Annotated in this window: 21 protein-coding genes and 1 tRNA gene; 12 read left to right on the top strand and 10 right to left on the bottom strand. The window is 69.3% G+C overall.

Annotation, left to right across the window (positions count from 1 at the left end; translation table 11 throughout):
- The first annotated feature begins 88 nt into the window (after nt 1-88).
- Nucleotides 89-1372, top strand: coding sequence for an MFS transporter (locus tag ACF088_RS29960; protein WP_392378989.1), 1284 nt, complete (start codon nt 89-91; stop codon nt 1370-1372).
- Between the two features lie 223 nt (nt 1373-1595).
- Here ACF088_RS29960 and ACF088_RS29955 read toward each other — a convergent pair whose 3' ends face one another.
- A complete protein-coding gene (locus ACF088_RS29955; RefSeq protein ID WP_392378988.1) occupies nt 1596-2309 on the bottom strand; it encodes a DUF5324 family protein in 714 nt (237 codons plus the stop codon).
- Nucleotides 2310-2697: 388 nt separating this feature from the next.
- On the opposite strand from ACF088_RS29955, the gene ACF088_RS29950 reads away from it, so the two are divergent.
- Both ACF088_RS29950 and ACF088_RS29945 read left to right on the top strand, forming a co-directional pair.
- A complete protein-coding gene (locus ACF088_RS29950; protein ID WP_392378987.1) occupies nt 2698-3225 on the top strand; it encodes a peptidylprolyl isomerase in 528 nt (175 codons plus the stop codon).
- Between the two features lie 145 nt (nt 3226-3370).
- Complete coding sequence (locus tag ACF088_RS29945) at nt 3371-4288, top strand: rhomboid family intramembrane serine protease (RefSeq protein WP_392378986.1); 918 nt, start codon at nt 3371-3373, stop codon at nt 4286-4288.
- 236 nt (nt 4289-4524) lie between these two features.
- Here the strand turns inward: ACF088_RS29945 and crgA are convergent, their stop codons facing one another.
- Nucleotides 4525-4782, bottom strand: coding sequence for a cell division protein CrgA (crgA, locus tag ACF088_RS29940; protein WP_392378985.1), 258 nt, complete (start codon nt 4780-4782; stop codon nt 4525-4527).
- A gap of 180 nt (nt 4783-4962) precedes the next feature.
- Here crgA and ACF088_RS29935 point away from each other — a divergent pair, with 180 nt between their 5' ends.
- The 6 genes from ACF088_RS29935 to ACF088_RS29910 all read left to right on the top strand — a co-directional run bounded on the left by ACF088_RS29935 (nt 4963) and on the right by ACF088_RS29910 (nt 9717).
- A complete protein-coding gene (locus ACF088_RS29935; protein WP_392378984.1) occupies nt 4963-5733 on the top strand; it encodes a DUF881 domain-containing protein in 771 nt (256 codons plus the stop codon).
- A 37-nt stretch (nt 5734-5770) separates the two neighbouring features.
- A complete protein-coding gene (locus ACF088_RS29930; protein ID WP_392378983.1) occupies nt 5771-6511 on the top strand; it encodes a class E sortase in 741 nt (246 codons plus the stop codon).
- An 81-nt stretch (nt 6512-6592) separates the two neighbouring features.
- Nucleotides 6593-6769, top strand: coding sequence for a hypothetical protein (locus tag ACF088_RS29925; protein WP_006604449.1), 177 nt, complete (start codon nt 6593-6595; stop codon nt 6767-6769).
- Nucleotides 6766-7422, top strand: coding sequence for an aminodeoxychorismate/anthranilate synthase component II (locus ACF088_RS29920; protein WP_392378982.1), 657 nt, complete (start codon nt 6766-6768; stop codon nt 7420-7422). Before ACF088_RS29925 ends, ACF088_RS29920 begins: the two co-directional genes overlap by 4 nt.
- Nucleotides 7419-8951, top strand: coding sequence for a class E sortase (locus tag ACF088_RS29915; protein ID WP_392378981.1), 1533 nt, complete (start codon nt 7419-7421; stop codon nt 8949-8951). Before ACF088_RS29920 ends, ACF088_RS29915 begins: the two co-directional genes overlap by 4 nt.
- Nucleotides 8952-8976: 25 nt before the next feature.
- Nucleotides 8977-9717, top strand: coding sequence for a class E sortase (locus ACF088_RS29910; RefSeq protein WP_392378980.1), 741 nt, complete (start codon nt 8977-8979; stop codon nt 9715-9717).
- 166 nt (nt 9718-9883) lie between these two features.
- Here ACF088_RS29910 and pknB read toward each other — a convergent pair whose 3' ends face one another.
- From pknB to ACF088_RS29880, 6 genes are all read right to left on the bottom strand, one after another.
- Nucleotides 9884-11875 carry a Stk1 family PASTA domain-containing Ser/Thr kinase gene (pknB, locus tag ACF088_RS29905; protein ID WP_392378979.1) on the bottom strand — a complete coding sequence of 664 codons (1992 nt, stop codon included), beginning with the start codon at nt 11873-11875 and terminating at the stop codon, nt 9884-9886.
- A 146-nt stretch (nt 11876-12021) separates the two neighbouring features.
- The gene (locus tag ACF088_RS29900) at nt 12022-13491 is read right to left on the bottom strand and encodes a peptidoglycan D,D-transpeptidase FtsI family protein (protein WP_392378978.1); all 1470 of its coding nucleotides are present in this window, start codon (nt 13489-13491) and stop codon (nt 12022-12024) included.
- Entirely contained in the window at nt 13488-14888 is a 1401-nt protein-coding gene (locus ACF088_RS29895) for an FtsW/RodA/SpoVE family cell cycle protein (RefSeq protein ID WP_392378977.1), read from the bottom strand. The genes ACF088_RS29900 and ACF088_RS29895 overlap by 4 nt, the downstream gene beginning before the upstream one ends.
- A gap of 23 nt (nt 14889-14911) precedes the next feature.
- Nucleotides 14912-16507: a PP2C family protein-serine/threonine phosphatase gene (locus ACF088_RS29890; RefSeq protein WP_392379002.1), complete on the bottom strand. Its 1596-nt coding sequence runs from the start codon at nt 16505-16507 to the stop codon at nt 14912-14914.
- Between the two features lie 132 nt (nt 16508-16639).
- Nucleotides 16640-17170 carry an FHA domain-containing protein gene (locus ACF088_RS29885; protein ID WP_249634310.1) on the bottom strand — a complete coding sequence of 177 codons (531 nt, stop codon included), beginning with the start codon at nt 17168-17170 and terminating at the stop codon, nt 16640-16642.
- 10 nt (nt 17171-17180) lie between these two features.
- Nucleotides 17181-18011, bottom strand: coding sequence for an FhaA domain-containing protein (locus ACF088_RS29880; protein ID WP_392378976.1), 831 nt, complete (start codon nt 18009-18011; stop codon nt 17181-17183).
- Nucleotides 18012-18546: 535 nt separating this feature from the next.
- Here ACF088_RS29880 and ACF088_RS29875 point away from each other — a divergent pair.
- Nucleotides 18547-18630: transfer RNA gene (locus ACF088_RS29875), tRNA-Leu, on the top strand.
- A gap of 583 nt (nt 18631-19213) precedes the next feature.
- Here ACF088_RS29875 and ACF088_RS29870 read toward each other — a convergent pair.
- Nucleotides 19214-19864, bottom strand: coding sequence for an FMN-dependent NADH-azoreductase (locus tag ACF088_RS29870; RefSeq protein ID WP_392378975.1), 651 nt, complete (start codon nt 19862-19864; stop codon nt 19214-19216).
- A 126-nt stretch (nt 19865-19990) separates the two neighbouring features.
- Here ACF088_RS29870 and ACF088_RS29865 point away from each other — a divergent pair, with 126 nt between their 5' ends.
- Nucleotides 19991-20353 (top strand): winged helix-turn-helix transcriptional regulator, encoded by a 363-nt coding sequence (locus tag ACF088_RS29865; protein ID WP_392378974.1) that lies wholly within the window; start codon nt 19991-19993, stop codon nt 20351-20353.
- A 47-nt stretch (nt 20354-20400) separates the two neighbouring features.
- Here ACF088_RS29865 and ACF088_RS29860 read toward each other — a convergent pair whose 3' ends face one another.
- On the bottom strand, nt 20401-20835 hold the full coding sequence (locus tag ACF088_RS29860; RefSeq protein ID WP_392379001.1) for a MarR family winged helix-turn-helix transcriptional regulator: 435 nt from the start codon (nt 20833-20835) through the stop codon (nt 20401-20403).
- Nucleotides 20836-20955: 120 nt separating this feature from the next.
- On the opposite strand from ACF088_RS29860, the gene ACF088_RS29855 reads away from it, so the two are divergent.
- On the top strand, nt 20956-22389 hold the full coding sequence (locus ACF088_RS29855) for an ABC transporter permease (protein ID WP_392378973.1): 1434 nt from the start codon (nt 20956-20958) through the stop codon (nt 22387-22389).
- Nucleotides 22390-22518: the final 129 nt, after the last annotated feature.

Below are 22518 nucleotides of genomic sequence, written 5' to 3'. Positions count from 1 at the left end.
ACGTTCCCCCTCAGGAGGCAGAAGGAATGAGAGCGAACGAGGCCGGCGAAGCGCGCCGCAAGGCCCCCGCCGCGGAAGCGGGCATCCGATGACGGCGCAGGACGAGGACGCCGGGACGGACGCGGCAGCGCGGTCCGCGTCCACCGGCGCGGCCGCCTCCCGCGGCAGGGGCCTGTCCGTCTTCTGGCGCTACTGGACCGCGTCCACGGTCAGCCAGGCCGGTGACGCGATCACCACGGTCGCCCTGCCGCTGCTGGCGGTTGGTGCGCTGCAGGCCTCGGCGTTCGAGGTGAGCCTGCTGCCGGCCGCCCAGTACGCCGCCTGGATCGCGATCGGCCTGCCGGCCGGCGTCATCGTGCAGCGCCTCCCGCTGCGCGGCACCCAGGTGGCGATGGACCTCATCAGGGCGGCCGCCATCGTCTCGGTGCCGGTGGCCTACGCGCTGGGCGTCCTGCACCTGGCACAGCTCGTCGTCGTCGCGATGGTCATCGGCCTGGCGACCGTGGTCTTCGACGTCGGCAACTCGACGTTCCTCCCCACGATCGTCAGCAAGGACGAGCTGACCGCGCGCAACAGTCTCTCCTCCGCCTCCACCTCGGCGACCCAGCTCGGCGGCCCCTCGCTCGGCGGCGTGCTCGTGCAGTTCTGCGGCGCGGCCTTCAGCCTCATCGTCGACGCCGTCAGCTACCTCGTCTCGGCCCTCCTCCTGTGGAGCCTGCCCAGGGCCGCCCCGCCGACGGCGCCGGCGGAGCGCGAGTCGACCGTGGCGCTGATCAAGGAGGGCTGGCGTTTCGTCGCCCACCACACGGTGATCCGCCCCTGTGCGGCGGCCGCGACCCTGGTCAACTTCATCCTCGGCGGCCTCATGGCGCTGACGCCCGTCTTCCTCGTACGGACGCTGCACGCCCCCGCGAGCCTCGTCGGCCTGCTGATCGCCGCGGAGGGCCTGGGCAGCCTGATCGGGGCGACGCTCACCACCCGTATCGTGAACCGGCTGGGCAGCGCCCGCACCCTGGTGTACGGCACGTTCGCCGGGGCGGTGTGCGCCCTCCTGATGCCGCTGGCGCACGCGGGATGGGGGCTGCTCCTCTTCGCCCTGGGAAGTATGGGCTACGGGGCCGCGGCGGTGGTCATGAGCATCCTCACCCGTACACACCGGCAGACGGTGACCCCTATCGAACTGCTGCCCCGCGTCATGGCCACGGTGCGCTTCATCTCCTGGGGAGCCATCCCCGTCGGCGCCCTGGTGGCCGGGGGGACGGCCACCGCACTGGGCAACCGAGGTGCCGTCTGGGTGATGTGTGCGCTGGCCTTCCTGGCGCCGCTGGCCTTGTGGAGCAGCCCCATCCGGCGGATGCGCGACCTGTCCTGACGGCCCGGGACGCCCGTGGCGAAGGCGAGGTGGGAGCCGCGGTCTTCACGCTCGTCGCGGGCGTCGCGGGCGTCCGGAAGGCAGGTGTCCGGCGGCGACCGGGGGCCGGGCACCCCCTGCACCCCGTACGCGAACGGGCCGTGCCCGCCGTCCCTCGTACGGGGCATACGGGGCGGGGCACGGCCCGGTGGGGCGGCCCGGCGGGGCGCCCGTGGTGGGTGGGTCAGGCGGTGGCGCCGCCGTCGTGTTCGTCGGCCTCGGCCTGCTTGGCCTGGATCTCCGGGTCGAGCGAGGCGCCCTCGCTGCCGTCGACCGCGCTCAGCCGTTCGCGGTCGCTGACCTCGGTGGGTGCCGGCGGCTCGACCAGCCAGTCCGGGTTGGCCTGCTTGTCCCACCACTTCCAGGCGGCGACCGCGCCACCGGCCAGGATGCCCAGCACGGCAAGGCGCTTGGCGAGCTTGCCGCACTTGGCCCGCCGGCTGTGCTTCTTCTGGAGCTTGGCGATCTCGGCGGCCGTCACCTGGCCGCGAAGGGCGGCGAGCGCGGCGGTGCCGCGGGCGAAGGCCTCGTCGCGTACCGGTTCGGCCGCGGCACGCGCGTGGGTCACGGCGTTCTCCAGCCGCGGCGCCGTGTAATCGGCCGCCTGGCGGGCCGCCTTGCGGGTCCGGCAGGCCGCACGGGTCGCCGCCGCGTCCACCTTGGGCGGCAGCGTGCCACGGGCGTGCTCGATACGCGGGTACAGATGGGTGTCGTACTGCGTACGTGCCTGGTGGGCGGCCTCGGCCACCTTGGGGGCCGCTCGCGTCCGCGCCTCGTGAGCGAAGTGCACGGCGGCGTCCTTGGCCGTACCGGCATAAGGAGCTACCACCTCCGCGGCGTGCCGCACGCTGTCCTTGGCCGTACCGGTCGCGGCGCGCACGCTGTCCTTGCGGGTCACGGGATCCTCCTCCTCGGTGGCGTATCCGGGGCTTGGGGGCTGGTCCCCCGTGTCTGCTGTATCGCCTGTCCACCCGTTTGAAGATCATGCCCGCTCATGCTTCGTACGGCATGTGCGAGCGGGCATCCGGGTCATTGCAGACCTTCCGGAGCCTTGTGGACGACAATGCCACGAATTTCCGCTCCGGGCGCAGGAAATCCGTACGAAGAGCGTCACGCGGCGACGGCCGGACGGCGCGCACGATGCGACGCGAGGCCCGTGGAGGCGCCGTGGCCGGGCGACGGCGAAACGCGGCGCGCAGCTGGGTGAGGGGCCGCGGTCGGGCCCTGGGAGGGCCGGTCCGTGCGAGGATCGGGAACCGTCAGCGAAGACTTATGGAAGGTAGATCGTGGCTGAGCAGCTCTACGCCACCCTGAAGACGAACCAGGGCGACATCGAGATTCGGCTCCTGCCGAACCATGCACCCAAGACGGTCAAGAACTTCGTCGAACTCGCCAACGGCGAGCGGGAGTGGACCCACCCGGCAACCGGCAAGAAGTCCACGGACCGGCTGTACGACGGCACCGTCTTCCACCGCGTGATCAGCGGCTTCATGATCCAGGGCGGCGACCCGCTGGGCAACGGCACCGGTGGCCCCGGTTACGAGTTCGGGGACGAGTTCCACCCCGATCTGGCCTTCAACAAGCCGTACCTGCTGGCCATGGCCAACGCCGGTCCGGGCACCAACGGCTCGCAGTTCTTCATCACCGTCGGCGCGACGGCATGGCTGACCGGCAAGCACACCATCTTCGGTGAGGTCAGCAACGAGGCGGGCAAGAAGGTCGTCGACGCCATCGCCGGCACCCAGACCAACCCGCGCACCGACCGTCCCGTCCAGGACGTCGTCATCGAGTCGGTGGTCGTCGAGACCCGCTGAGCCGCGTCGTACGCCCCGGCCGGGTCCGGGGAACCATTGCGCCCCGCCCGGTCGTACATCAGGCGGGGCGCACGGCTCGTCCGGGACGGGGCCGGGCGGGGTGAAGCGTGGATGCGCCCGGACGCAGAAGAGGACGAGGGGACGGATGACCCAGGTGCCAGGCAGCCCGCACACGCCGCAGGACGCGCAGGGCGACGACGGCCTGCCCGGCTGCTCTCGCCACCCGGACCGCCCGACCGGCGTCCGCTGCACCCGCTGTGAGCAGCCGATATGTCCGGAGTGCATGGTCAGCGCCTCGGTCGGCTTCCAGTGCCCGGCCTGTGTCCGCGGCGGCAGCGGCACCGGCCATGCGCCGCAGGCGACGGCGCCGCGCACCCTCGCGGGCAGCACCATCGCGGCCGATCCGCGGCTGATCACCAAGATCCTGCTGGGCCTGAACCTCGCGGTGTTCCTCGCCGTCCAGGCGACCGGCGGCGAAACGAGCTGGCTGCTCGGCCGTCTCGACCTGGTGGGGCTCGCCGCCGACCCGGGCCGGTTCCAGCTGGTCGGGGTCGCGGAGGGCCAGTGGTACCGCCTGCTGACCGCGATGTTCCTGCACCAGCAGATCGCCCACATCGCGTTCAACATGCTCTCGCTGTGGTGGCTGGGACCCCCGCTGGAGGCAGCGCTCGGCCGGCTGCGGTTCACCGCGCTCTATCTGCTCGCGGGCCTGGGCGGCAGCGCCCTGTCGTACCTCCTCGCCGCGCAGAACCAGCCCTCGCTGGGTGCGTCCGGCGCGATCTTCGGGCTGCTCGGTGCGACCGCGGTACTACTGCGGCGGCTGAATTACGACATGAAGCCGGTGCTGATCCTGCTCGGCCTCAACCTGGTCTTCACGTTCCTGTGGCCGAACATCTCCTGGCAGGCCCATGTCGGTGGCCTGGTGGTGGGCGCCGCGGTGGCGTTCGGGATGGTGCATGCGCCGCGGAACCGCCGGACCCTGGTGCACAGCGCGACCTGTGTGGCCGCCTTGCTCGTGATCGTCGCGGTGGTGTGGGTACGGACCCTTCAGCTGCTGGCCTGAAGAGCCCGTCCCGGCACGTTGTCCACAGTGCGTGGCCGATCTTGTGCATGCTGTGCGAAAGCCCCTGTTCCGGCCCGCCTGACCTGCGTTTCCCCAGTAAGGATGCGGGGAGACGCAGGCCGGGGGAGGGTGCCGCCGATCACACCGGCGTCAACCTCCGGAAGGTTATCCACAGATCTTCTGAAGTTTTCCCCGGCTGTGGATAACCGTGTGGATGGCCTTGGGCAGGGCTTGCGCTACTTCCACTGCGTGGATACGCCGAAGCCCACCGCGATGAAGCCGAAGCCGCACACGATGTTCCAGTTGCCCATGGCGGCGATCGGCAGATCGCCCTCGGACACATAGAACATCACGATCCACACCAGCCCGATGAGGAACATCGCCAGCATCAGCGGCGCCACCCAACCCCGACCTGAGCTCATCTTCAGGTTGGTGGTCTTCGCCGGCGGCGGCGTGAAGTCGTCCTTCTTCTTGCGGATCCGTGACTTCGGCACGAGGAACTCTCCTGTCGATGCGCTGCTCCCCCGCTCTCGGCTCGGCGCCGACGGGCGGTGCCCCATCCGCGGGGGAGGGTACGAGGGGTGCCGGGCCACGGACGCGGTGGGGAGCGGATTCCTTTTCCCGGGCGTCCGTTAGCGTAGTGCTTCCGCGGCGCCGTAAGGAGTAAGGGTACGTTGAGCAATTCCGCTGACTCCCCCCACCGCCCCCCTCGCCCCCGCCTGCGGCCCGTGCGGTTTCTCACTCTCCTGGTGTTCGCGCTCGCCGGGCTGCTGTTCTGGCTGAGCTTCGACACCGCACGGGGCACCAATCTCCGCTCGGACGACTCGATGCTGCGACTGTCCGACCTCATCCAGGAGCGCAGCCACAAGAACGGCGCGCAGGACGACCGCAACGCCACCCTGCGCAAGGAGGTCGACGCCCTCGCGCGGCGCGACAACGGCAACTCCAAGGCCGAGGAAGCCAAGGTCAAGGCGCTGGAGAAGAACGCCGGCACCAAGCCGCTGACGGGCCAGGGCGTGACGGTCACGCTGACCGACGCCCCGCCGAACGCCACCGCCAAGATCCCCGGTGTGCCCCAGCCGCAGCCCAACGACCTGGTCATCCACCAGCAGGACCTGCAGGCCGTGGTGAACGCCCTGTGGCAGGGCGGCGCCAAGGGCATCAAGGTCATGGACCAGCGGCTGATCTCCACCAGCGCGGTGCGCTGCGTCGGCAACACCCTGATCCTCCAGGGCCGGGTCTACTCCCCGCCGTACAAGGTCACCGCCGTCGGCAACCGCGAGGCCCTCACCAACGCGCTGACCGCCTCCCCCGCCATCCAGAACTACCTCCAGTACGTCAACGCCTACGGCCTGGGCTGGAAAGTCGACCAGCACGAGGCGATGACTCTTCCCGGCTACTCCGGCACAGTGGATCTGCACTACGCACAGCCTGTGAAGCCGTAGCCCGCACGCCGCGGGGCGGCGGGAGGGGCGGGGCAGGATGACGCTGCGGGGCCGGACGGCGGTGCGGTGGATCGTGTGGACGCTCAGCGAAATCTGCGTCACCGTCGGCGCGCTGATCGTGCTGTTCGTGGTCTATGTCCTCTTCTGGACCGGCGTACGGGCCGACAGTGCCATGGACGGCGAGATCGGCAAGCTCCGGCAGCAGTGGTCCACGGACCCGGTCGCCGGACCCGGTGGCACGCCGTCCCCGGAAGGGAAACCGGCCCCCGGCCGCCCGCCCGCCCCCGACGCGCGGCCCCGCCGCTACGCACCGGGCGCTTCCTTCGCCGTGATGTACATCCCGCGCCTGGGCGCCGACTGGGCCAAGCCCGTGCTCGAAGGCACCGCGACCGACGTCCTCAAGCGTGGCCTGGGCCATTACGCCCGCACCGCGCACCTCGGGGAGACCGGCAACTTCTCCGTCGCCGGCCACCGCCGCACGTACGGCGACCCCTTCAAGGACTTCCCACGGCTGCGCCCGGGCGATGCCGTCGTGCTGACCGACGGCGCGACCTGGTTCACCTACCGCATCGACCACCGGCCCTACACGACGCTGCCCGGCGACATCGGAGTGATCGACCCGGTACCCCCGAAGTCCGGATTCCACGGCCCCGGCCGCTATCTCACGCTCACGACGTGCGAGCCGGAATGGGGCCACAGCCACCGGCTGATCGCCTGGGGACACCTGGATTCCACCCAACCCGTGGCCCAGGGAAGGCCATCGGCTTTGACCGGCTGACCCACCTGTGCCCGCCCTCGCCCCTTACTCTGGTGTCGCAATCGTCATCGTCATCGGCATCGGCAAGGGGACAGCGACAGCATGTACGGCTGGATCTGGCGGCATCTGCCGGGCAACACCTGGGTGAAGGCACTGATTTCCCTGGTGCTCGCGCTGGCGGTCGTCTTCGTACTCTTCCAGTACGTCTTTCCGTGGGCGGAGCCGCTGCTCCCCTTCAATGACGTCACTGTCGACCAAGGGATGGCAGCCGTCCGATGACCGCACGGATTCTCGTCGTCGACAACTACGACAGCTTCGTCTTCAACCTCGTCCAGTACCTCTACCAACTGGGTGCCGAATGTGAGGTGCTGCGCAACGACGAGGTCGAGCCGCGGCATGCCCGGGACGGCTTCGACGGAGTGCTGCTGTCGCCCGGTCCCGGTACCCCCGAGCAGGCCGGCGTCTGCGTCGATATGGTCCGGCACTGTGCGGACACCGGCGTCCCGGTCTTCGGCGTGTGCCTGGGCATGCAGTCGATGGCGGTCGCGTACGGCGGCGTGGTGGACCGTGCGCCCGAGCTCCTGCACGGCAAGACCTCGCCCGTCCACCACGAGGGCGTCGGGGTCTTCGCCGGCCTGCCCTCCCCGTTCACCGCCACCCGCTACCACTCCCTGGCCGTCGAACCCGACACCGTCCCCGACGAGCTGGTCGTCACCTCCTGGACGGAGGCCGAGGACGTCCCCGGCGGGCGGATCGTGATGGGGCTGCGGCACCGCGAACTACCGGTCGAGGGTGTGCAGTTCCACCCCGAGTCGGTGCTGACGGAGTGGGGGCACCGGATGCTGGCCAACTGGCTCGTCGAATGCGGCGACGAGGGGGCGGTGGAGCGCTCTACGGGGCTGGCCCCGGTGGTCGGCAAGGCCGGCGCGTGACCGACCTACGCCCCGAGCGTGAAGGGAGATCCTACGAGCCGGACGAGCCGCAGCAGTCGTACGGGCCGCAGGAACCGCAGGGATCACAGGATCCGTACGGTTACCCCGATGCGTTCGAGGCGGCGGTGGAGCAGCTCGACGACCCGCTGAACGATCCGCTGCCGGGCCAGGCGGCACCACCGGGACCCGCGCCCGCTCCGCACGGGCAGCCGGGCCGGGGGCGACGGCGGGGCAAGGCGGCTCAGGAGGGCGAGCGGCAGGGCTCACCGTGGTTCCGCCCGCACCTGGAGCCGGAAAGGCCGTCCCGGCCGGACGGGCAGTCGTACGGTGTCGAGACGGCCCCCCACGGCGAGGGATACGGGCCCGGCTACGCGCCCCGCCCCCCGGCGACCGACTCGATATCCCCGCCGTATGCCACGCCGGAGACACCGGTAGCGCCCGCCCCCGCGTCGGCCGTGCGCCCCGATCCGGCCGTCAGTTCCACGCCTGCCGTCAGCCCCGCGCCCGCCGTGCGCCCCGCTCCGGCCGCGGCCGCCGCCACGCCGTGGCTGGGCGACAACGAGACCATGGCGCTGCGTCAGGCGGAGAAACCCGACGCTGAGGCCGTTTCACGTGAAACGGACCCCTCGGTTTCACGTGAAACCGAGACCACGGCATCCACCGCGGCAGCCACCTCGACGTCCGGCGGGCGAGCGGCCCGGCGTAAGGCCGCGCAGGAGGCCGCCAAGCGAGGCGGGCGGCGCGGGCGCCACAGCGGCGCGGCCGCCGCCACGACAGCCGCTGCGACAGCCTCCGAGGCGGCGCCCGCCCCCATGTCCCGGCTGGAGGCACGGCAGGCCGCGCGAGCAGCCAAAGACAGCCCCAGCCTGATCGCCAGCCGCGCGCTGGGCGAAGTGTTCATCACCCTCGGCGTGCTGATGCTGCTGTTCGTCACCTATCAGCTGTGGTGGACGAATGTGATGGCCGAGCAGGAGGCGGGCGGCGCCGCCAACAACCTGCAGCACGAGTGGGACAAGGGCGGCGGCGAGAAGAAGAATCTCGCGGACGGTGAGCGCTTCGGGATCATGTATATCCCGAAGCTGGATGTGAAGGCCCCGATAGCCGAGGGCATCGACAAGCACCGTGTGCTGGACCACGGCATGGTCGGTCACTACGACAAGAACAGCGGGATCAAGACGGCGATGCCCTGGGACAAGAAGGGCAACTTCGCGGTGGCGGCGCATCGCAACACGCACGGCGAGCCATTCCGCTACGTCAACAGACTCACCAAGGGCGACAAGATCATCGTCGAGACGCAGAGCTCGTATTACACCTACGAGATGGAGAGCATCCTCCCGCAGACGTCTCCGAGCAACACCAGCGTGATCGGCCCCGTGCCGCCCGGGTCGGGGTTCACCGGGCCCGGCCGCTACATCACCCTGACGACCTGTACCCCGGAGTTCACCAGTACCTATCGGATGATCGTCTGGGGCAAGATGGTCGACGAGCGGCCGCGGAGCAAGGGCAAACCGGATGCGCTCGCCGGCTGAGCGAACATAAGAGGGGTGCTGCGCGGTGACTGCAACCGGAACCGACGAGGAATGCGACCGGTCCGCGCCGCCGCCCAAGCCGCGCCGTGTGCGCAGGGCCATCGCCGCCGTCATCAGCGTCATCGGTGAGCTGCTGATCACGGCCGGGGTGATCCTGGGCCTGTTCGTCGCCTACTCGCTGTGGTGGACCAATGTCCTCGCCGACCGTGCCGCGCACCAGCAGGGCGACCAGGTCCGCAGGCACTGGGCGAGCAATGGCCCCAAGGGCCCGGGGAAGCTGGACACCAAGGACGGCATCGGCTTTCTGCACGTACCGGCGATGGACAACGGCGAGGTCCTGGTCAAGAAGGGCACCGACTCCGAGATCCTCAACGAGGGCGTGGCCGGTTACTACACCAAGCCGGTCAAGTCGGGGCTGCCGGAGGACAAGAAGGGCAACTTCACCCTCGCCGCGCACCGTGACGGCCACGGCGCGAAGTTCCACAACATCGACAAGCTCAAGGACGGCGACCCGATCGTCTTCGAGACGAAGGACACCTGGTACGTCTACAAGGTGTTCGCGACGCTGCCCGAGACCTCGAAGTACAACGTGGACGTCCTCGACGACATCCCGAAGGAATCCGGCAAGCACAAGGCGGGCCGGTTCATCACCCTCACGACCTGCACCCCGGTCTATACCTCGAACTACCGCTTCATCGTCTGGGGCGACCTGGAACGCACCGAGAAGGTGGACGCGAACCGCACACCCCCGAAGGAACTCCGCTAGCCGGGCGGGACAGGCCGGACGCGCCCAGGGATCCGTCCAGGGGCCTGTGCGGCCCTGAGGGCACTCCGTCGCGGCGCCCCGAGGCGCGTGGCCCGAGGCGCGGACAACGAAGAAGCCCCGGCCCCCTGAGAAGGGGGCCGGGGCTTCTTCGTTGTCGCAGGGACCGCTAGTGGTTGCCTCCGAACGCTCCGCCGAAGAGGCCACCGCCGTTGTCGCCGCCGTTGCCGCCACCGCCGATGGTGGTCAGCGTCACGGTGGTGGTCTTGGGGTCGGACGGTGTGTTGGGCTGCGGGTCCTGGGTGGCGACGCGGGCGTTGTCGTCCTGCGGACTGCCGCCGGCGAGCTGGATGTTGGTGAAGCCGGCCTGCTGAAGCGCCTTCTTCGCATCCTTCAGGGTCTGGCCGACCACACCCGGAACCGGTGTCTGAGCGCCGGCCTTGCCGACCGTGAGGGTCACCGTGGAACCTTGCTTGGCCGGGGTGTTGCCGTCGGGGCTCTGCTTGAGCACCTTGCCGACCTGGTTCGGGTCGGGGACTTCCTGCTCGGTCTTGCTGACCTGGAAGCCCAGCGACTGCAGCTGCTTCTGGGCTGCAGCGAAGTCCTGTCCGGTGACGGACGGGACCGTCTGCTTCTGGATCTCCTGAGCGACGGTGAGAACGATGACCGTGGACTTGGTCGCCTCGCTCTGGCCTGCCGGGTTCTGCTTGAGCACGGTGTCCGGATTCCGCTCGGACTCCTGAGAGACCTTTTTGACGTTCTTGAAGCCCTTGCGCTCAAGGCGGTCGACGGCATTGTCGAACGAAAGGTCCTCCACGTCCGGAACGGTGACCTTGACGGCGCCCGTGCACAGGGTCACGGTGATCGTGTCATTCTTCTCGATCTCCCCCCCGGGCTTCTTGTCCTGCTCGGTGACCCGGCCCTTCTTGACGTTGTCACAGGCCTTGCTACCGCCCTCGGCGACCTTGAAGCTGCCGTTCCTGCCGAACGCCTTGGCTTCCTTGAGGGTCTTGCCGACGAGGTTGGGCACCGGCGTCGTGCCGCCCTTGTTGTTGCCGGTGAACATCGCCTTGCCGATGAAGATCGCACCGACCAGGACGAGGACGGCCGCCAGCACCAGCAGGATGGTCGAGGTGTTGCTCTTCTTCTGGCCGCCGCCACGGCGCCGGTCGCCGCGGTCGTCGTAGCCGTAGCCCCCGTCGTCCGCGTTCATCGGCGGCAGCATGGAGGTCTGGCCGGCCGGGTCCTGCGGCCGCAGCATGGTGGTCGGCTGGTCCTGGTCGTAGCCGCCCGCGCCCATGCCGGAGGTCGCCGCCACCGGCTGTCCGTCCAGCGCCGCCTCGATGTCGGCCCGCATCTCGTCGGCCGACTGGTAGCGGTAGTCCGGGTCCTTGACCAGCGCCTTCAGGACGATGGCGTCCATCTCCGGCGTGATCTCGGGGTCGAAGTTGCTGGGCTTCTGGGGCTCCTCGCGGACATGCTGATAGGCCACCGCGACCGGTGAGTCACCGACGAACGGCGGCCGGACCGTGAGCAGCTCGTAGAGCAGACAGCCGGTGGAGTACAGGTCGGAGCGGGCGTCGACCTGCTCGCCCTTGGCCTGCTCGGGAGAGAGGTACTGCGCCGTGCCGATGACCGCCGCGGTCTGCGTCATCGTCATCCCGGCGTCGCCCATGGCCCGGGCGATGCCGAAGTCCATGACCTTGACCTGGCCGGTGCGCGTCAGCATGACGTTGGCCGGCTTGATGTCGCGGTGGACGATGCCGGCCCGGTGGGAGTACTCCAGCGCCTGGAGGACACCGGTGGTCATCTCCAGCGACCGCTCGGGCAGCAGCTTTCTTCCGGAGTGCAGAAGCTCACGCAGCGTGGAGCCGTCGACGTACTCCATGACGATGTACGGGATCGAGACACCGTCGACGTAGTCCTCGCCGGTGTCGTAGACCGCGACGATCGACGGATGGTTCAGCGAGGCGGCCGACTGGGCCTCACGGCGGAACCGGGCCTGGAAGGACGGGTCACGGGCGAGGTCCACCCGCAGCGTCTTCACAGCTACGGTGCGGCCCAGGCGGGTGTCATGCGCGAGGTACACCTCGGCCATGCCACCGCGGCCGAGCACCGAGCCCAGCTCGTACCGGCCGCCGAGGCGACGCGGCTCTTCCATAAGCTTCTCCAGCCCTCTCCGTCAGTCCCGACCGCACCGGTGTGTGGTCCGGCGGTGTGCTGTCCGGGCATACCGTACCCGGCACGCCGTACCGGACCGGGCCGGAGCCGCAACCTGATACGTGACCGGTATTGGCATGATCCGAGTCACTTCTGGCCTTCGAGTACTGCCTGCATGACGCTCTTCGCGACCGGAGCCGCAAGCTTTCCGCCGGCGATGTCGTCGCGAAGAGTGTCGGATCCCTCAATGACGACCGCGACCGCCACGGGGCTGCCCTTGTCGGTTTTCGCGTAGGAAATGAACCAGGCGTACGGATTGTCCTTGTTGTTCTCGCCGTGCTGTGCGGTACCGGTCTTACCGCCGACTGTGACGCCGGGGATCTGGGCGTTGGTTCCCGTGCCCTGCTGGACCACGGTCTCCATGATGCTCTGGACCTTCTGGGCGTTCTCCGGGCTGAGCGGCCGGCTCATCTCCTGCGGCGTCTGCTTCTGGACCACATTGAGGTTCGGCGCGACCAGCTGGTCGACCATGTACGGCTTCATCAGCTTGCCGCCGTTGGCGACCGCCGAGGCGACCATGGCCATCTGCAGCGGCGTGGCGCGGTTGGAGGCCTGGCCGATGCCCGCCATGGCGTTCTGCGGCCGGTTGTCCTCGGGGTAGATGCTCTCCGAGGCGCGGACCGGAGTGTTGATCCCCGGGTCGTTGAAGCCGAACTTCTCCGCCTCGGCCTTCATCTTCTTGTTGCCGAGGTCCGCGCTGATCTTGCCGAACACCGTGTTGCAGGACCAGCGCAGCGCCTCACGCAGCGTGGCGTCCTCGCAGGGGATGTTGCCCTCGTTGTTCAGCGGGAGGCCCGAGGTGTCGGGGAGCGTGTAGGGCAGCGGCGAGTCGGTCTTGGCGTCGACGTCCTTGTAGAGGCCGTTCTGCAGTGCCGCCGAGGCCGTGACGACCTTGAAGGTGGAGCCGGGCGGGTAGGTCTGGCGCAGCGCCCGGTTGAGCATCGGCTCGTCGGGGTCGCTCTTCTTCTGCAGCGCGCCGTACGCCTCGGCGTCCTTGTTGCTCATCCCCGCGAAGGTGGACGGGTCGTACGACGGGGTGCTGGCCAGGGCCAGGATCGCGCCGGTCTCCGGGTTGATCGCGGCGACCGCGCCCTTCTGCTTGCCGAGGCCGTCGTAGGCGGCCTTCTGGGCCTTGGCGTCGAGGGTGGTCACCACGTTGCCGCCCTTCTGCTTGCCGCCGGTGAACATGTCGACCGTGCGGCTGAAGAAGAGCCTGTCGTCGGTGCCGGACAGGATGCCGTCGTTCAGCTTCTCGAGCTGGTTGGCGTCGAAGGCCTGCGAGGCGTAGCCGGTGACCGGCGCCCACATCTTGCCGTTCTTGTACGTGCGCTTGTACTTGAAGTCGCCGCTGTCGGTGGTCGTGGAGCCGGTGATGGCCTTGCCGTCGACGATGATGTTGCCGCGCGGCGTGCTGTAGCGCTCGATGGCGACCCGGCGGTTGTGCGGGTCGTTCTTGAGCGCATCACCCTGGACGAACTGCACCCAGTTGACGCGGACGAGCAGAGCGAGGACGAGCAGGCCGCAGAAGATCGCGACCCGGCGCAGGGGCTTGTTCACGGGCGGACCACCTGGGTCATCTCGGCGTCGGTGGACGGGGCGGGAGCCGGCGCCGGACGACGCGCGGTGTCGCTGATCCGGAGCAGGATCGCGACCAGTGCCCAGTTGGCGATCACGGACGAGCCACCCTGGGCGAGGAACGGCATCGTCATACCCGTCAGGGGGATCAGGCCCGTCACACCACCGGCGACGACGAAGACCTGCAGCGCAAAGGCGCCGGACAGGCCGATCGCCAGCAGCTTGCCGAACGGGTCGCGGGCGGCCAGCGCCGTGCGGATACCGCGCTCGATCAGCAGGCCGTAGAGCATCAGGATGGCCATGAGGCCGGCCAGGCCGATCTCCTCGCCGACGGTGGCGAGGATGTAGTCGCTCTTCGGCGCGATACCGCCGATGAGGCGGGAGTAGCCCTGGCCGAGGCCCGACCCGAGGATGCCGCCGGAGCCGAAGGAGTACATGGCCTGGGCGGTCTCGGTGACACCGCCGTTGAGCGGCTCCAGCGGGTTGAGCCAGTTGTGGACACGAACCTGCACGTGGGACTCGAAGGTGGCCACCGCCACCGCGCCGCCCGCGCTCAGCAGCAGACCGAAGACGATCCAGCTGGTGCGCTCGGTGGCGACGTACAGCATGATCACGAAGAGGCCGAAGAAGAGCAGCGAGGTACCCAGGTCGGTCTCGAAGACCAGGATCATCAGGCTGAGCGCCCAGATCACCAGGATCGGACCGAGGTCACGGCCGCGTGGCAGGTACAGGCCCATGAAGCGGCGGCTGGCAAGCGCCAGCGCGTCCCGCTTCACCATCAGGTAGCCCGCGAAGAAGATCGCGATGATGATCTTCGCGAACTCGCCCGGCTGCAGCGAACCGACACCGGGAATGGAGATCCAGATACGCGCGCCGAAGCGGGCCGGGAAGAAGACCGGCAAGACCAGGAGGACCAGCGCCAACACCATCGAGATGTAGGTGTAGCGCTGCAGGACACGGTGATCCTTGAGGAAGATCAGCACGCCGAGGAAGAGCGCAACACCGAGCGTCGACCACATCAGCTGCCCTGGTGCCATCGCGCCGCCCAGCTGCGGGGTGCTGATCTGCGGCTCCTGGTCCAGCCGCCAGATGAAGATCAGTCCCAGCCCGTTGAGCAGGGTGGCGACGGGCAGCATCAGCGGGTCCGCGTACGGCGCCCACTTGCGGACGACGAGATGCGCGACGCCGGCCAGCAGGCCCAGGCCCAGGCTGTATCCCAGCACACCGGCCGGTACCGAACCGTCCTTCGCCAGACCGACGTTGACGTACGCGAATACCGGAACCAGCACCGCGAAAACGAGCATCGCCAGCTCGGTGTTGCGGCGGCTCGGAGCTCCGACGGTGCCAATGGTGGTGGTGTTGGTGGTGCTGCTGCTCATGAGATCTACGGCCCCCTAGGCCCTCACTGCTGGGTGCTGCAATTTTTTTCCAGCTGCATCTGCTCCTCGGAGGGGGCGGCCTGGCTGGTGCTGGGTGTGGGTTTCGGAGACGTGGTCGCCGCCAGCGTGCCGGCCGCGCCGGTGCCGCTGTCGTTGCCCGCCTTGCCGGTGGAACCGGGCCGGGTGCTCGGTGAACCGGACTTCGACGGGGTACCGGGCTTGGACGGGGTACCAGGCTTGGACGGTGTGCCCGCCTGGCCCCTGCCCGGGTGACGCGCCGCCTCGCGTTCGGCTGCCTCCCGCTGCTCCTTAGTACGGCAGGCAGTGGCCTGGTTGTTCAGTTCGGTGACTTTTTCGCCGGCCTGCGTGCGGCTGTCGACCGCGATCGTCTCCTTGACCTGGTTGCGCTGGTACAGCGGCAGGTACTTGAGTTCGATCTCGGGATGGTCCTCGTCCACGTCGTTGAGCTTTATCCACGCGAGGTCCTGGCTGATGCCCCGGTAGAGCGCGACGTGATCGTCCTTGGCTCCGACGAAGTACTGGGTCTGCGTCCAGTTGTAGCCCGCGTAGCACCCGCCGCCCACGACGGCCAGCGCCAGCGCGATGAACAGCGACCGCTTCAGCCACCGCCCACGCCGGCGCGGCTTGACGAAGTCCTCGTCGATGAACGCACCGAACGAGCCCTGCGGCGGCCCGCCGACCTCGTGCTCACCGCTGCCGGGCGGCCCGAAGGCGCCCCCGGGCGCGGACGGCTGCCCGCCCGGCCGGCCGAGCTCGGCGGCCCGCGCTGCGGGGGTCTGCAGCGTGCTCGGGTCGCTGAGCTGGTGCTGGTTCTCCGCGACGGCGCCGACGATGACCGGGGTGTCGTTGAGCTGGCCGGCCATCGTGTCGTTGCCGTCCACGTCCAGGACGTCGGCGACGATGCAGGTGATGTTGTCGGGTCCGCCACCGCGCAGGGCGAGCTGGATCAGCTCCTGCACGGTCTCGTGCGGCCCGTGGTAGCTGGCGAGGGTCTCCTCCAGCGTCTGGTGGCTGACGACCCCGGACAGTCCGTCCGAGCAGATCAGATACCGGTCGCCGGCCCGCACCTCGCGGATCGACAGATCGGGCTCGACATGATCGCCGCTGCCCAGCGCCCGCATCAGCAGCGACCGCTGCGGATGGGTGGTGGCTTCCTCTTCGGTGATCCGGCCCTCGTCGACCAGCCGCTGCACCCAGGTGTGGTCCTGGGTGATCTGGGTCAGCACGCCGTCGCGCAGCAGATACGCCCGCGAGTCACCGACGTGGACGAGGCCGAGCCGCTGACCGGTCCACAGCAGGGCGGTCAGGGTCGTGCCCATGCCCTCCAGCTGGGGGTCCTCCTCGACCATCACCCGCAGCTGGTCATTGGCGCGTGTGACGGCCGTGCCCAGGGAGGTGAGGAGGTCGGAGCCGGGGACGTCGTCGTCGAGCTGGACGAGCGTGGAGATCACCTCGGAGGAGGCGACCTCACCGGCGGCCTGGCCGCCCATGCCGTCGGCGATGGCGAGCAGCCGTGGCCCGGCATAGCCGGAGTCCTCGTTGCCCTCACGGATCATGCCCTTGTGCGATCCGGCGGCGAAGCGCAGTGACAAGCTCATGTGCACCTCACCCGTCGGCTCGGGGTACAGCCGGTCTCGTCGAGCCACACTGCCCACCCTCCGGTCGGGAGCACGCCCGGGTCCGCCGAGTGGACCGTCGCGGCTCGCTCGCTCCGCTCGCTCATTGTCGTACTACTTCCGCAGCTCGATGACGGTCTTGCCGATGCGGATCGGGGCTCCCAGCGGAATCGGTGTCGGGGTCGTCAGTCGGGTCCGGTCCAGGTACGTGCCGTTGGTGGAACCGAGGTCCTCGACGATCCACTGGCCGTCACGGTCCGGGTAGATCCTGGCATGCCTGCTGGACGCGTAGTCGTCGTCCAGCACGATCGTGGAGTCGTGCGCACGGCCCAGGGAGATGGTCTGGCCTTGGAGGGCGACGGTGGTACCGGTCAGCGAGCCCTCGGAGACCACCAGCTTGGTGGGTGCTCCGCGGCGCTGCCGGTTGTTGCCGCGACCGCCTTCCTGGCGGCGCTGCTGCTGCGGTGGCGGTGCGGCCGCCTGTCGCTGCGTACGTGCTTCCTGTCCGCCGCGGCGGGCGGCGCCGCGCTGTGTGACGCGCGTGCCGAACAGATCGCTGCGGATGACCTGAACGGCCACGATGACGAACAGCCACAGTACGGCGAGGAAACCCAACCGCATGACCGTGAGGGTCAGCTCTGACATTGCCCCCGCTTCACCCTTCGGCTTGCCGGTAAACGATGGTGGTACTGCCCACGACAATCCGCGAGCCGTCGCGGAGATTAGCGTGAGTGGTGTGCTGCCCGTCTACCACGATGCCGTTCGTGGAGCCCAGATCCTGGATCGTGGGGGGCGTTCCGACCCGGATCTCACAATGACGCCGGGAGACACCCGGGTCGTCGATCCGTACGTCAGCGTCGGTGCTGCGGCCCAGCACGAGCGTCGGGCGCGAGATCTGGTGGCGGGTGCCGTTGATCTCGATCCAGCGCCTGGTCTGCGCGTGGGGCTGCGGTCCTGCACCGGGCGGTGCCGCACGGGGTGCGGGCTGTGCGCCGCCGGGAGGCGGGGACGAAGGCATGGGGGGCGGGCTCACGTGGCCGCCGCCGGGACGGCCGCCGCGGGGTGCCGCGGCGCCCTGAGCGGCCGCCGGGCCCGGCTGGTCCTGGGACGAGCTGGAGGCGAGCGTACGGCTGCGGACGCGGTACAGGCCGGTGTCGAGATCGTCGGCCTTCTCCAGATGGACCTTGATCGAGCCCATGAAGGTGTAGCGCTGCTGCTTGGCGTAGTCGCGGACCATGCTGGAGAGCTCGTCGCCGAGCTGCCCGCTGTAGGGGCTCAGCCGCTCGTAGTCCGGGGTGCTCAGCTCGACGATGAAGTCGTTGGGGACGACCGTGCGGTCGCGGTTCCAGATGGTGGCGTTGTTGTCGCACTCGCGCTGCAGGGCGCCGGCGATCTCAACGGGCTGCACCTCGGACTTGAACACCTTGGCGAAGGTGCCGTTGACGAGACCTTCGAGACGCTGCTCGAAACGCTTCAGTACTCCCACGGGGCACCTCCTTCCTCAGTCTTCGTCGGGGTCGTCCTGATCGAGTCGTCCTGATACTGCTTACTGATCGTATCCACGCGTAGGGAAATCGGCTGGTTCCCCTTTCCCGCCTTGAGGACGAGTGTCGCCCCTCACAGGGTTGCCCGGTGCTTGCTTGCTCCTTGCCCACTGCTCGTGCACTGCGATCGTAGATGTGCCCCGTAGACAGTGTCCCGCAACCGCCGGGCACTCCCGCCGGGCGGGTGCCGGAGTCGGACATGACGCATGCGCCGGCCCGTTCCGGCCGGCCCGGAGGGGGCCGGATGGCCCCGCTCCTGTTGCGGCTACCGCGAGTGTGAACCCTTTGGGCAGTGCTCGGCGAATGTCCGAGGCACAGGGGGGTGCGGTCCGGGGCCGCCGCAGGGCGCGGACCGGGGAAAAGGCGTGTGAAGGCACCCCCGTCAGCGTGCTAGTGTTCTGGATGTCGGAAGGCGCTCGCACAAGACCCGGACGGAACAACCCGGATCATGTGAGAACATCAAACGGCAGCACCCATGCGCGGGTGGCGGAATAGGCAGACGCGCTGGATTCAGGTTCCAGTGCCCGAAAGGGCGTGGGGGTTCAACTCCCCCCTCGCGCACAGATGAGACCCCCGGTCTCCGGAGAAATCCGGAGACCGGGGGTCTTTCGTTGTGTTCGTCACGTTGTTGCGTATGTCACCGGGGGGCTGCGGGGGCGGGGTGGGGGTGGTGCCCGGCGGCTTGAGGCTGCTGGGCGGCTTGGGCGGCTTGGGCGGCTTGAGGGGTGCGTCACATGTGTGGCTGCTGGGGCCTTGGGGAGGTGACTCCTGTTGCACTTCGTGGCTCAGGTGTCACCTTTCGTGATCGATTGCCCTGGCTGTGTCCCCGGGGCGCCGCGAGCGCTGGTTCTCCTCTTTGGCCTCCGGCTCTTCGACTCCGGCGTGGCCGCACGGGAAGTGCGGGCCAACGGGCCGCGCAGACCGGGGGATTGAGGTCGGCTTGCGCCGCGGGGCGGGCGCCGCGGTGAGGGCGCCCGCCCCGCATGGGGCGGTGGGGGCGCCCGCCCCGCGTGGGGCGGTGGGGGCCGTTGATGTCGTGCGAGACCGCATGAGGCTGCCGTGAGGCCGTGCGGCTGCCGTGAGTCGTATCAGGCCGTATGAGGCAGCGTCAGCGGCTCCCCTCGGGAGGGGGCTCTGGGCGGTCTCAGGCGGCGAAGCGGGCGACGAGGGCCTTGGCCTTGGCCGCCGCGTCCTCGTGGGCCTTGTCGCGGGAGGTCTCGTACAGCGGGATGAGCTCGGCCATCGCCGGGTTGTTGGGGGCCATGGTCAGCTCGGGGACGATGAAGTCGACTTCGAGCCCCAGCCCGCCGCCCAGCACGGCCTCCAGGTAGTTCTGGACGTACTCGAAGGGCTCGCGGGGCGTGCCCGGCGCGTACGAACCGCCGCGGCTGGCGACGACGGTGACCGGGGTGCCCTTGGCGGACGGCTGCCCGCCCGAGGTGCGGCCCATGATGATCACCTGGTCGAGCCACGCCTTGAGCGTGGAGGGAATCGTGAAGTTGTACATCGGAGCGCCGATGACGATCGCGTCGGCCTGCTCCAGCTCCTCGGCCAGCTTCACGCGCAGCGCGAAGGCCGCCTGCTGCTCGGGGGTGTGGCCGGCCGGGTCGGAGAAGCCGGCGGAGGCGCCGATGCCGTCGAGGTGCGGCAGCGGGTCGGCGGCCAGGTCGCGGTGGATCACGGTGCCGTCGGGGTGCTGCTCCTCCCAGGCCTTGCGGAAGGCCGCGGTGACCGAGCGGGAGGCGGAGCCGCCCTCGGGGGAGAGGGAGGAGTCGATGAGCAGGAGCGTGGCCATGGGAATCGGTCCTTCGATACGCGGCCGGGCGGTGCGCGGCCACTGGTTGAATTCCGTACGTCCCTATTAATAACACAGGAGCTTACTTTTCTGCAGTAGCCAACGAGAGGGCGGTACTCTGGCTGTATGGCGGATCAGGGCGAGGCGGTGTGCAGGCAGGTCGACGACGGTGTGACGCGCGTCTTCGAGTTGTTCGGGAAGCGCTGGACGGGGCTGATCGTCGCCACCCTGATGCCGGCGCCGGTGCACTTCGCCGATCTGCGGCGGGCCATCCCCGGAATCAGTGAGCGGATGCTCTCCGACCGCCTCGTGGAGCTGGCGGCGACCGGTCTGCTCGTGCGCGAGGTGGATGCGGGCCCGCCGTTGCGCGTCTCCTACCGGCTGACGGAGGCCGGTCTCGCGATGGAGCCCGCGCTCAAGGAGCTGGGGCGCTGGGCGGAGACCTATCTCGCGGATGGCGGGCAGTGTCCGGAGCGGTTCCGGAAGTGAGCGGCCCGCGGTTCCGGAAGTGAGCAGCCCCGGAAGCGAGCGGCTCCCTATCCCAGCCGTTCCTGGGCGGCGTTGTAGCGCAGCAGGTAGGTGGCGAAGCGGTCGAGGTCGTCCTCGTCCCAGTCGGCCAGCCGCTCCTGGAACGCCTTGCGGCGGCTGGCGGTGACGTTGGCGAGAACCTGGGCGCCCTTCTCGGTGGGGTGCAGCACCTGGACCCGGTGGTCCTCCGGGTCGACGCGGCGCTCGACGAAGTCGAGCTTCTCCAGTGCGGCGATCTGCCGGCTGACCGTGGACTTGTCCAGAAGATAGTGCGCGGCGAGGTCGGTGGCGCGGCATCCGTGCTGGTCGTCGAGGTGTGCCAGCAGGGTGTAGGAGACCAGTGACAGCTCGGGGTGCATCCGGGCGGCGGTCGCGCGGGCCCTGCGGGCGAACGCGGTCATCTCCTGCTGGATGGTCTCGACGGAGTCGTCGCGGTGGGCCACGGGTTGCCTTTCGTAGATGTAGTTGTATAGTACAACGTGCATTGAGAGTTGTATTAGCCAACTACTGATCGGGTCGGTAGGTGGCAACAGTTGAGCCGACGAGCTGAGAAGGCCTGCCCCATGAGTACGGTCCGACGTCCCGACCACCGAAGCGAGCGATACGGCGGCCACCGTTCCGCGCGCTCCGCCCACTCCGCCGGGCTGCGGCATGTGCTGACGCACCTGATCACCCCACTGCTGATGTGCATCGGGATGGGGCTGGCGTACCTGGGCGCCTTTGCGAACCCCGCACCGCATCACCTGCCCGTGGCGGTCGTCGGATCGGGCCGGAGCGCGCAGTTGCTCGCCCAGTCGATCAACGACAAGGCGGACGGTGACCTGGAGGTGCGGACCGTCGGTGACCGGTCGGCGGCGGTCGACCGGCTCAAGCACCAGGAGATCTTCGGTGCGTATGCGATCCATGCGCAGGATGCGACGAAGGCTTCGGTGAAGGGCGCGACGAAGTCTTCGGCGAACGTCGCGGGGAAGGCTTCGGCGAACGTCGCGCGGAAGACTTCGGCGAAGGGGGCGGAGAGGCTTTCGGCGAAGGGGGCGACGGGAGGTGCCGGTGCCGGCGGGACAGCGGCGGCTTCGGCGAAGGCGGCGCCCGAGCTGCTGGTGGCGACCGCGGGATCCGACAGCAGCGCTTCCGTCGTACAGAAGGTCTTCACCCCGATCGCGGCGCAACAAGGCGCTCCGTTGAAGGTCACGGACGTGGCGCCGACGGCCGAGGACGACCCGACCGGGCAGGGCATCTTCTTCCTGCTGGTCGCGATCAGCATCGGCTCGTACGCCTCGGTCGCGGTGATCGGCGGTGCCGGGGCCGTGCTGCCGATCCGCCTGCGTGCGGCGCTGGCGATCGGCACGTCCTTCGTCGTCAGCCTCATCGGGGCGGCGTTCGCCGGTCCGGTCTTCCACCTCGTCGACCACGGTCTCCGGGGTCTGTGGGGCATGGCCTGGCTCTACTCCGCCGGCATTCTGCTGATCGGCACCGGCCTGCACACCTTCCTCAAGCGCTGGACCACGCTCGGCGTGATGGCTCTCTTCGTGATGCTCAACTTCACGTCCTCCGGCGGGATTTTCCGCCCAGAGATGCAGAACGGATTTTTCGCGGCCCTGCACTCCTTCTGGAACGGCGCGGGCTTCGTGGAGGGCACCCGCAGCCACGTCTACTTCGACAATTACGGCCTGTCGGGACACGTCTGGACGCTGGTGTGGTGGCTGGTCGCCGGCCTGCTGATGGTCGGGGTGGCGGCGCTGGCCGAGAAGCGGCGGCGTACCGCGGAGGCGGAGGCAGCGGCCAATGCCGCGGCGGTGGCGGCGGCCGCTGTGGCGGCAACGGTGCCGGAGCCGGAGCCGACGTGGAAGCGGGGAAGTCGGATGGAGCGGTCGGCAGGGGGAGCAGGGCCGGAAGCGGGCGCTGGGGCCGATGTGGATGCGGCTATGGCTGTGGACATGGCTGCGGCTGCGGCTGCCGAGGCGGATGTGGAGATGGAGGAGGCAGTGGGGGTTTAGCGGTCGCTTGGGGGCGGGGCGGGGCGGAGGCCGGTGGATGGGGATGGGGTGGTGCCTGCCGTCTGCCGTCTGGCTGGTGTCTGCGTGTGGTGCCTCGTGGCCGGTGGACGGTTTTGCGGCAGTTGAGAG

The organism is Streptomyces sp. NPDC015125 (assembly GCF_043080045.1).
Lineage (GTDB): Bacteria > Actinomycetota > Actinomycetes > Streptomycetales > Streptomycetaceae > Streptomyces.
Note: the sequence above shows the minus strand (reverse complement) of the source record. Positions and strands in the feature narration are given on the sequence as shown.

Coding starts and splice junctions, on each gene's coding strand:
- ACF088_RS29960 (WP_392378989.1), top strand. CDS start 89: ATGACGGCGCAGGACGAGGACGCCGGGACGGACGCGGCAGCGCGGTCC.
- ACF088_RS29945 (WP_392378986.1), top strand. CDS start 3,371: ATGACCCAGGTGCCAGGCAGCCCGCACACGCCGCAGGACGCGCAGGGC.
- ACF088_RS29930 (WP_392378983.1), top strand. CDS start 5,771: ATGACGCTGCGGGGCCGGACGGCGGTGCGGTGGATCGTGTGGACGCTC.
- ACF088_RS29925 (WP_006604449.1), top strand. CDS start 6,593: ATGTACGGCTGGATCTGGCGGCATCTGCCGGGCAACACCTGGGTGAAG.
- ACF088_RS29920 (WP_392378982.1), top strand. CDS start 6,766: ATGACCGCACGGATTCTCGTCGTCGACAACTACGACAGCTTCGTCTTC.
- pknB (WP_392378979.1), bottom strand. CDS start 11,875: ATGGAAGAGCCGCGTCGCCTCGGCGGCCGGTACGAGCTGGGCTCGGTG.
- ACF088_RS29895 (WP_392378977.1), bottom strand. CDS start 14,888: ATGAGCAGCAGCACCACCAACACCACCACCATTGGCACCGTCGGAGCT.
- ACF088_RS29890 (WP_392379002.1), bottom strand. CDS start 16,507: ATGAGCTTGTCACTGCGCTTCGCCGCCGGATCGCACAAGGGCATGATC.
- ACF088_RS29885 (WP_249634310.1), bottom strand. CDS start 17,170: ATGTCAGAGCTGACCCTCACGGTCATGCGGTTGGGTTTCCTCGCCGTA.
- ACF088_RS29870 (WP_392378975.1), bottom strand. CDS start 19,864: ATGGCCACGCTCCTGCTCATCGACTCCTCCCTCTCCCCCGAGGGCGGC.
- ACF088_RS29865 (WP_392378974.1), top strand. CDS start 19,991: ATGGCGGATCAGGGCGAGGCGGTGTGCAGGCAGGTCGACGACGGTGTG.
- ACF088_RS29855 (WP_392378973.1), top strand. CDS start 20,956: ATGAGTACGGTCCGACGTCCCGACCACCGAAGCGAGCGATACGGCGGC.